Source organism: Thermodesulfobacteriota bacterium (assembly GCA_039028315.1).
Taxonomy (GTDB): domain Bacteria; phylum Desulfobacterota_D; class UBA1144; order Nemesobacterales; family UBA2774; genus CR02bin9.
On record JBCCIH010000106.1, the window covers coordinates 1 to 8422 of the forward strand.

Sequence of the window (8422 nt, forward strand, 5' to 3'; positions counted from 1 at the left end):
ATAAAGAGAGGCCCCTACCTAATCGCTGTTACAAATTTTTTTTACAAACTGAATTTATTTTAATACCAAAATTATAATACCCGCCGCGCCTATATTAATGATATTAACACAATAATTATTAAAATGGTATATAGTGAAATAAAAAATATTAAAAACCCCCAATTAGAAAAACCATATGATATTTCCAGCTCAATGTTGATATTTCAGTGTTAATTGATCATCATTTCTTTGATTAAATCATTATAAAGAGTAAAAATGAGTCTACGTTTAATTGAAATTATACTTCCTGAATCTGAAGACCTGGGCCGCCTGCGCGAGCTTATGGGAGATCATCCTATTATTGAGCTCTGGGAAGACAGCATATCGGATCAGAAAATTAGAATTAAAATTCTTGTCAAAGCAGAGGAATCTGAAAAGATCCTTGATCTACTTGAAAAAAGATACTCAAAAACAGACCATTTCAGAATTATGCTCTTGCCTGTAGAGGCTTCAATACCAAGGCCGGAAAAACCAAAGAAAGAAGAAGAAAATATGATGGCGCCTCCTCAAAATGATAAGGAAAAGGCGGCAGCAATAGGTAGAATTAGCCGTGAAGAGCTCTATGCCGACATGGACGGCAGGGCCAACATTACGTCTGTCTACTTGGTGCTTGTAGTACTCTCTTCAATTGTTGCATCAATTGGGATACTAAAAGACAACGTTGCAATTATTATTGGCGCGATGGTTATTGCGCCCCTTCTTGGCCCCAATATGGCACTTGCTCTAGGTACAACGCTGGGAGATACAGACCTCATAGGGAGAGCGCTTAAGTCTAACTTTGCCGGTATTCTAGCAACATTGGCGCTTGCAATAATTGTAGGGATGGTGTTTCCAGTAGATCCTTCCATCAGTGAGCTTGCCTCAAGAACCCAGGTAGGGCTTGGAGACATTGCAATAGCTCTAGCAGCTGGAGTTGCCGGCACATTGGCATTTACGAAAGGGCTTCCAAGCGCACTCATAGGGGTTATGGTAGCGGTTGCTCTTCTTCCGCCGACCGTAACGGTGGGAATGCTCATAGGCTCAAATAATATGAGTCTTGTCCCGGGAGCCGTTCAGCTGGTTCTAGTGAACATTATCTGTGTTAACTTGGCTGCAGTGACAACTTTTTTCTTTAAAGGAGTAAGACCAAGAACCTGGTGGGAAACTAAAAAGGCTCAGACCGCTACTACAAGAGCGATTGTTATTTGGAGCGTGCTTCTAATAATTCTGATTGCTACTATTCTTAGATCTCAGGGGTATTTCTAAAAATTACCCCGCCCCAAAATGATTAGGGCAGGGCTTTTTAAGCTAGTCAATTAAAACTATGTATCTCTTTTATAGGTGATTTCCATCACTTTAACTTCTTCACCGCTTGGAGCGCTAATGAACATATCGTATGTGAAAGTATCCTTGTCTATAAATTTAGTAACTCCTTTAAATGACTGCTGGCCGGATAGTGGATCTGTGAATGTTCCTGTCTCTGTAAATGTGTTTGTTTCAGCATCATAGCTTCCTGTGCCAATCATCATTCCCGTTCCCATTGTGTCAATCCAAACACTGTTATACTGCTTTTTGGCATTGTCATATCCTATAAGACCAAGTCCCTTAAACTTCTGGCCCATAGAGGTGCCTTCAACTTCCATCTCTAAATATCTTTTGCCTAAAATCCATTCTATTTCGTTTTCTCCTGTGGATGTTTCAGGCGGCTCCCCAGGTGAGGACCAATATTTAAGAGTATAGTCCCAATCGCCAACAAGCTGCTCAAGAGCTTTATGGCCATCAGAAGGGGTTGCGTACTCTTGCCATTTGGCCATTGCTTCGGCCTTCATTTTTTCCATATCTTGAGCCTGATCGGCATAAGTAAGACCAGAGAACCCAAGACACAATGCAAATGCGAAAAGTAGGACTAATTTCTTTTTCATAATCATCACCTCATTTGTGGATATATTAAAATGTTAACCGATTAATTAGCAGAAGAAAGAAAAATTTTAGTACTTCTCAGGGACAAATATTTTATCTAAAACCCGAGACTTTCGATAGCTCTTCTTACTTTGAAGAGGCGGAAGCTTTATCTTGTTTTTAGGCTCATGTTCGTATGGAATATGCTCTAAAATATGACTAATACAGTTTAGCCTCGCTCTCTTTTTATCGTTTGCGTCGACTACATACCAGGGGGAGAGTTTTGTGTCGGTAAATTTGAACATATCATCTTTCGCCGCTGAATAATCGTACCACTTGCTACGTGCGCTCATATCCATCGGGCTTATCTTCCAGCGTTTCATCGGGTTTTCTATCCTCTCCGTAAACCTCTCTTCCTGCTCCTGTGGTGTTATATCAAGCCAGTACTTAAAAAGCATCATTCCTGATCTTATAAGAGCCTCTTCAAACCCGGGGCATATTCTTAAAAATTCGTTGTACTGCTGTTTGGAGCAAAAGCCCATAACGCGCTCAACACCGGCTCTGTTGTACCAGCTTCGGTCAAACAGCACTATCTCACCAGCAGCGGGAAGATGGGGAACATAGCGCTGGAGGTACCACTGGGTTTTTTCTTTCTCGGTAGGCACGCCGAGTGCCACGACACGGCAAACTCTGTGGTTTAGAGGCGCCGTTATACGCTTTATCATGCCGCCTTTCCCGGCAGCGTCTCTGCCTTCAAATATTATCGCAATTTTCTTCTCCTCCCTTACTACCCACTCCTGAAGTTTTACGAGTTCTATCTGGAGTCTCTCAAGCTCTTTCTCATAGTACTTATTGTCAATCTTGTCTTTGTTTTTTTTATCCTCTTTCTTTTTTCCCATTTTCGGCCTCCGCTGTGAAAAGTGTAGCTTTGATTATAATAACTACTACTACATATAAATACAGAATACAATTGTGTACAATTATTCTCATATAAACCAACTTCGGAGAGCTCATAATGGCAAGTCAGGAAGCAGCTGCACTTTTGGATAAACACATAAAAGAAAACACTGCTAACGGTAATATGCACCCCAGCGAAAATTGGTATGAAAAAGACTATAGAGAGGCTGAGGATCTGGTATGGACCTTTACTGATTTAAACTGGCATAGCCTAAAAAAGATATTTGAAGAGCGCTCACATGTGTGGCAAGAGGCCTGTGTATTCATTTTGGGAGAGTCAGGATCAAAGGGATCTGTAAAAATGCTAACCGATATATTTGTTAACGGTGGTGATAAAATAGCTTGTTATGTTGCCATTTTCTTATCTGACCAAGATTTCTCGGAATTTACAGAAGATGAAATATCCAATATTTCCAGTAGGTTAATTGAGCTTGTCGAGAATGATAAATACAAAAAATATGGAGCTCATTACCAGGTAAGCCTAGATAAAATTTCGGATAAATTGAGCAAGTAAAACAATAACTACATATATTATATATGTACTTGTTTTTTGATATAGTTAATATATTATCATTACGTACGTTTGTTTGAAATTGGGTATTGTATTCAAGGTCAATATTCGTAAAATAATAAATGGTGGCAGGTTTAATATTATTTTTCTAGAATCGGGAATAAATTGTCATTTATGACTGTTTATATCTATAGAGAGGGAAATTGCATTTTTAATTTCTGATTCAAATAACACAAAAATATATGCTGCTAAAAAGTACGAGCATTAATTTATTTTGACTACCTAATCCAACATCCCTATCCCGGGTCCGTTCCCTCCACCTACCGCCATCTTGGATTCAGGGATAGGATGTTGGGATTTTTAATCTATAGCATCCCAATACTCCTAATTAAGCCTCCAAATCAATAATTTTATAAAATTTTGAAATTTTCGGGAATATTCTTATTAGATCTATTGTTATATATGTATAAGGAAGGATGAATTCAATTCTGAAAAAAATTCCTTGGCCGCATAAAAAGCAATGGGACGGGCAACCCCTTTTTTTTCGCGGCATAATAATTATGCTGCTTAAGCCAGAGTGCTTAAGCAGCATTTTTTTTTGCCAAATTATATCCACTCCAGGTATTTTGACTTAACTCTCTTGCTTTTCCAACAGTTATGATATTCTTATCGCCGCACTACAATCTCAGTTATATATAGGAGAATGCAATGAAATATCTAGTCACAGCAAACGAAAGTGGGGGTTTCTATTCTTCTGACGAAGTTGCGCAAATATTAGAGCAAATGGTCATTCCGGCGTTTGATGAGCTAGAAGAGCTTGAGAGTGACGGTGCACTTGTTGGCGGAGTGCCTGTTGGGGAGAGGGCTTTTGTCTTTATTGTTGAAGCAGAGTCGCATGACGATGTTGACCGTACGCTTAGATCCCTTCCCTTATGGGGAGTGATGGACTGGGAAGTTACCCCGCTTCAGGATTTTGAGTCCAGAGCTTCTCATGAAAGAGAGATATTAAAAGAATTAAATAAGAGAAGCTAGTATACTCGCCTACTAAACAATCATAATAATAGTGTTAATATTTATTTTAATAGACCTTCTTGCGCCTTCTTATAATTACTGAACTAGCTATTATTCCTATCGCTATAGATATTGAAATAAGACCCCATTGAGAAATAGTTGGTATCTCACTTGTTATCATTGGTTCACCAACAATTTGTATTGGGAACGGGGGGTTAACTGATACAAAATTACCCATATCTAAGCCTTCAAAGCGAATTTGATAATTCCCAGCGGGTATTTGTGAAGGGCTAAAGTCAACTAAGTTAGGGTCAGATGTTTGTGTAGATAGAGAGAATTTTTCCCACTCCTGGTCACCCGAGGGATTTTCGCTTGTATACCTCTGTCCGTCAGGGAAAATAATGCTGTATGTTACAGCCGGAGATCTAAGAAATAATAGATTAAAACCGTCAGAACCAGCAGGATTTAAATCATCAAAAGGATTGGGTGGGTTCACTCCCTCTGCTACTACGTCAGAATCTGGCGGAGCAAAATCGGGAATAACGTTTGGCGTATTCAGATCATCTGTATCAGTTCCGGTTCCGTCAAAGCTACCCCTGTCAGTATCACCATCCCAAAATTCTAGTTCTAGAGCTGGATCACGCAATTGAAAATTAAAAGTAAAAGTTCCGTCATATGTCGCACCAACCAGATCATCAGGGCCAATTCCGTCAGCAAAATTAATATTAGGATAAATAATTGGCAGATCAAACACCCCAGTTGCGTTGGCGATAAAAGTGAAAATTTCTTCAATAACTAACTGTCCTTGTGATGTTCTTACCTTAAAAGAATTAGAGGACGAAACTCCGTTAGTTAGAATAATGGAAAAAGTGTATACATAATTGCCACTGTCATCGATCGCACCCGGGTCGTTAAAAATATCGAAATCAACCCAGTCATTATCTAACAAGTCAGTATCCTGTGTTTGAAAAATTATTGGTCCATTGTTGTCTCTATCAGGATCAGACTTTAATACATAGAGGTAGGTTCCCGGTGTAATAGGGCTCCCGTTATCCCAGTGAAACTCTCCGTTTGCGCCATTTAGGTGGTCGCCGTCAAATATTCCAAGTCTAAAACTCTCAACTTCTACAGGTACAACTAGTCTTATATTCAGCACACTAGGCGTTAAAGTGCTAAAACCCACTCCTTCCGTAATATTGAGAAATCTTCCGTCATCACTTCTGCAAGTTGGAAAACAAGACTGAGAGTATGAATTGGGTGCATTAATTGCAAGTAAAACTAATGCAATAACTATAGCTATAAATTTCATTCTATATAGTGAAAACATCATCGAAATCCCCCTCTATTATTGATAAATTAAGGAAAAATAAGTAAGGTCTTTTTGTATTTAGAATTATGCATATATTTGCAATAATGTCAAAATAACAAATTTGTTATATCCTGAATAATTTTCATATTGTATATAAGTAATTATTTCCGGTGTTTTGGGTCAATAGGTTTTTTTCTCCGAAGTCATCCAAAATTAATCCAACGTCCGTACTATATATTGGTGAGGGAACACCAACGCGGTATCCTTCACTGCAACTGCAGACTGCCCATCAGTTCTCGATCGCAGTGAGGGATCCGCATTTTTTAGTTTTTATGCAATCTTGATTCCAAAAATTATATAAGAAAGTAAATGCAAGGGTTAAGGTTATTAGGAATTACTCTGAGGTTTGCTTTTTTCTATGAACGTAAGCCAATTTGGTGGGAGCTCGCTCTCATTGAGCATAGCGTCGTGATCACAATGGTCACATGCCCCGCACTCCACACAATCATCAAGCCCGATAGGACATTCTATGCAGTGCTCGTCTTTCTTAGACTCTAATTTCTTATCTGTCTCGCTCATTTTATTAAATTAAATCCCGCTTATTTTCTCTATAAGAGATTTGCGCTCCTCAATGTCATACTTGCGCATAATCTCCATTCTTGTAGCCTCAGGAGATCCGCCCCCGGATATGCTTATTGCTGAGTACCAGCCGCCCTGATAAGACGCTGTGATGTCCTCAAGAAGTTTTGCAACAGAAATGCGGTAATCCGTAGGTATATCCTCTCGGCCCTGAAGATATTCATTAAGCCTCTCGCCGATATTAGGAATTTCCATGTCCTCAGGGTAGGGTGAGGCAACTAGTATCCCGCCGGTTGTATCATGTACTATTCTGAACATATCATACACATGGGTGCCCTGAAGAAGCTTTCCTATGTTTGCATACACTGGCTCAGGTTTGAAATTTCCTGCGGTGGTTTCGTTACCAAAAATAGCTGATGTTACTCCGCATGCGTAAAACGACTCCACAAACTTTATCAGATCGGCAACCTTATCCCTCACGTGCCCTGTTTTTTGTAGATCAAGCCCGTTTGCTTCAGCCATAGATGCTGTGGCTCCAATCAGCATATCGCCAAGCCCAGCTCTAGCGCCGATGCAGCTTACTCTATGATGCGTTGCAAATGATTCTGTTAGTGAGCCTGCAAAATCCCATTCTCCAGCAAGAAAAACTCTGTCCCATGGAACAAATACGTCATCAAAAAGAATTTGCGCAGTGGACTGGCCATATTTAGACGTAAGCGGAGCCCCGCTCTCGCCCGGCCTTCCAGCTTGCCTGGATACGAGTTCTACTCCTGGGGTATCGATCGGGATAGCAAAAGAGACTGCATAGTCCTTGTCTTGGAAAGTCATATTTCTAGTTGGAAGAACCAAGATCTCATGTGTATACGGAGCACCAGTAACGATCGCTTTGATCCCCCTTACCACTATTCCATCCTCATTTCTATCAACCATCCTTAGATATAAGTCCGGGTTATGCTGCTCATGAGGGCGCTTTGTCCGATCACCTTTGGCATCAGTCATTGCTACACATGTAGTAAGGTCCTCATCCTGAACCCACTCAAGGTAGTTTAAAAACTTCACATGATAGTCAGTGCCGTATTTTTGATCAGTGTTGTTTGTATTTTCATAAAGTGCATTCAGCGCATCGTGACACAAATATCTTTGAGCGCAGCCTGTCTCTCTGCATAGGAGCCTTGTCATCTCAAGTTTTTTTAATAGATCGTCTTGGCTTGTGTTGATATGCAAAAGCCGGTTTACCTTCTTGCCCGTTACATGAGAAGTTGCAGTCATGGTTTCAGAATATTCCGGCAAAAGCGCATATTCATATGTTACGGAAATTGCCTCAACACCCGGTTTTAGCAAAGGCTCATCTACAACACTCTCGACTTTGTTGCCTTTTATGTATACGGTTGGATTTAATTCCCTAAGACTTTCTACAAATTGCTCTGGTGTCTTTAGCATCTTAGCCCTTAATCACATGGTCTCACATCTGCCAGTTTATGTCAATGATTTTTGGAACTACACAAAGAGGATTTTCTTTAAATTATTAAAAGTTTTACACCTATTATGTATAATCCCATTTATATGCCCTATTATTTAAGGAGGCTCTTATGTACCCAACTCTTAAGCCAGGCCTTACTTTTGAATTTGAATACGAAGTTCCAGAAAATAAAACAGTTCCTTACATCTATCCCGAGGCCCAGGAATTTCAGCTTATGCCTAAGGTCTTCTCAACCGGTTTTATGATTGCCCTTATTGAGTGGGCGTGCGTTAGGTTCGTAAACGAACACATAGATTGGCCAAATGAGCAGTCAGTTGGAATCGACGTTAGATTAAACCACACAGCGGCCACACCTCCCGGGATGACTGTAACAGTTAAGGGCGAGCTGGCAGAGGTAGACGGAAAGAGGCTAGTCTTTAATGTTGAGGCCCATGATGGGGTTGATCAAATAACATCCGGGACTCACCAGAGATTTATAGTTAACGCTGAGAAATTTATACAAAAAGCTAACGAAAAGGCAGAGGCGGCAAAATAATATATGGCTGATCTATCCTCTGTAAAAGCGCTAACATTTGACGTCTTCGGCACAGTTGTCGACTACCGAAGCTCAATAATTGCAGAACTCAAAGAGCTAGGAAATACAAAGGGCATTGACGCC

At 40.2% G+C, this 8422-nt stretch carries 10 protein-coding genes; 5 read left to right on the forward strand and 5 right to left on the reverse strand.

Going from position 1 to position 8422, the window contains the following annotated elements; translation table 11 throughout:
• Nucleotides 1-255: 255 nt before the first annotated feature.
• Nucleotides 256-1284 carry a TIGR00341 family protein gene (locus AAF462_07550; GenBank protein MEM7008972.1) on the forward strand — a complete coding sequence of 343 codons (1029 nt, stop codon included), beginning with the start codon at nucleotides 256-258 and terminating at the stop codon, nucleotides 1282-1284.
• Between the two features lie 56 nt (nucleotides 1285-1340).
• On the opposite strand, the gene AAF462_07555 is transcribed toward AAF462_07550, so the two are convergent.
• Both AAF462_07555 and ppk2 read right to left on the reverse strand, forming a co-directional pair.
• The gene (locus tag AAF462_07555; GenBank protein MEM7008973.1) at nucleotides 1341-1940 is read right to left on the reverse strand and encodes a DUF1579 domain-containing protein; all 600 of its coding nucleotides are present in this window, start codon (nucleotides 1938-1940) and stop codon (nucleotides 1341-1343) included.
• A 66-nt stretch (nucleotides 1941-2006) separates the two neighbouring features.
• Entirely contained in the window at nucleotides 2007-2816 is an 810-nt protein-coding gene (gene ppk2 / locus AAF462_07560; protein ID MEM7008974.1) for a polyphosphate kinase 2, read from the reverse strand.
• Between the two features lie 116 nt (nucleotides 2817-2932).
• Here ppk2 and AAF462_07565 point away from each other — a divergent pair, with 116 nt between their 5' ends.
• Together AAF462_07565 and AAF462_07570 are read left to right on the forward strand one after the other, a co-directional pair.
• Nucleotides 2933-3388 carry a hypothetical protein gene (locus AAF462_07565; protein MEM7008975.1) on the forward strand — a complete coding sequence of 152 codons (456 nt, stop codon included), beginning with the start codon at nucleotides 2933-2935 and terminating at the stop codon, nucleotides 3386-3388.
• A gap of 705 nt (nucleotides 3389-4093) precedes the next feature.
• Entirely contained in the window at nucleotides 4094-4417 is a 324-nt protein-coding gene (locus AAF462_07570; protein MEM7008976.1) for a muconolactone Delta-isomerase family protein, read from the forward strand.
• A 46-nt stretch (nucleotides 4418-4463) separates the two neighbouring features.
• Here the strand turns inward: AAF462_07570 and AAF462_07575 are convergent, their stop codons facing one another.
• The 3 genes from AAF462_07575 to AAF462_07585 all read right to left on the reverse strand — a co-directional run bounded on the left by AAF462_07575 (nucleotide 4464) and on the right by AAF462_07585 (nucleotide 7724).
• Nucleotides 4464-5726 carry a hypothetical protein gene (locus AAF462_07575; protein MEM7008977.1) on the reverse strand — a complete coding sequence of 421 codons (1263 nt, stop codon included), beginning with the start codon at nucleotides 5724-5726 and terminating at the stop codon, nucleotides 4464-4466.
• Nucleotides 5727-6092: 366 nt separating this feature from the next.
• On the reverse strand, nucleotides 6093-6284 hold the full coding sequence (locus AAF462_07580) for a hypothetical protein (GenBank protein ID MEM7008978.1): 192 nt from the start codon (nucleotides 6282-6284) through the stop codon (nucleotides 6093-6095).
• Nucleotides 6285-6293: 9 nt separating this feature from the next.
• Complete coding sequence (locus AAF462_07585; GenBank protein ID MEM7008979.1) at nucleotides 6294-7724, reverse strand: 4-hydroxyphenylacetate 3-hydroxylase N-terminal domain-containing protein; 1431 nt, start codon at nucleotides 7722-7724, stop codon at nucleotides 6294-6296.
• 149 nt (nucleotides 7725-7873) lie between these two features.
• Here AAF462_07585 and AAF462_07590 point away from each other — a divergent pair, with 149 nt between their 5' ends.
• Nucleotides 7874-8299, forward strand: coding sequence for a thioesterase family protein (locus AAF462_07590; protein ID MEM7008980.1), 426 nt, complete (start codon nucleotides 7874-7876; stop codon nucleotides 8297-8299).
• A gap of 3 nt (nucleotides 8300-8302) precedes the next feature.
• Nucleotides 8303-8422 (forward strand): haloacid dehalogenase type II (locus tag AAF462_07595; protein ID MEM7008981.1); only part of this gene is annotated, 120 nt, incomplete at its 3' end.

Coding starts and splice junctions, on each gene's coding strand:
- AAF462_07550 (MEM7008972.1), top strand. CDS start 256: ATGAGTCTACGTTTAATTGAAATTATACTTCCTGAATCTGAAGACCTG.
- AAF462_07555 (MEM7008973.1), bottom strand. CDS start 1,940: ATGAAAAAGAAATTAGTCCTACTTTTCGCATTTGCATTGTGTCTTGGG.
- ppk2 (MEM7008974.1), bottom strand. CDS start 2,816: ATGGGAAAAAAGAAAGAGGATAAAAAAAACAAAGACAAGATTGACAAT.
- AAF462_07565 (MEM7008975.1), top strand. CDS start 2,933: ATGGCAAGTCAGGAAGCAGCTGCACTTTTGGATAAACACATAAAAGAA.
- AAF462_07570 (MEM7008976.1), top strand. CDS start 4,094: ATGAAATATCTAGTCACAGCAAACGAAAGTGGGGGTTTCTATTCTTCT.
- AAF462_07575 (MEM7008977.1), bottom strand. CDS start 5,726: ATGATGTTTTCACTATATAGAATGAAATTTATAGCTATAGTTATTGCA.
- AAF462_07580 (MEM7008978.1), bottom strand. CDS start 6,284: ATGAGCGAGACAGATAAGAAATTAGAGTCTAAGAAAGACGAGCACTGC.
- AAF462_07585 (MEM7008979.1), bottom strand. CDS start 7,724: ATGCTAAAGACACCAGAGCAATTTGTAGAAAGTCTTAGGGAATTAAAT.
- AAF462_07590 (MEM7008980.1), top strand. CDS start 7,874: ATGTACCCAACTCTTAAGCCAGGCCTTACTTTTGAATTTGAATACGAA.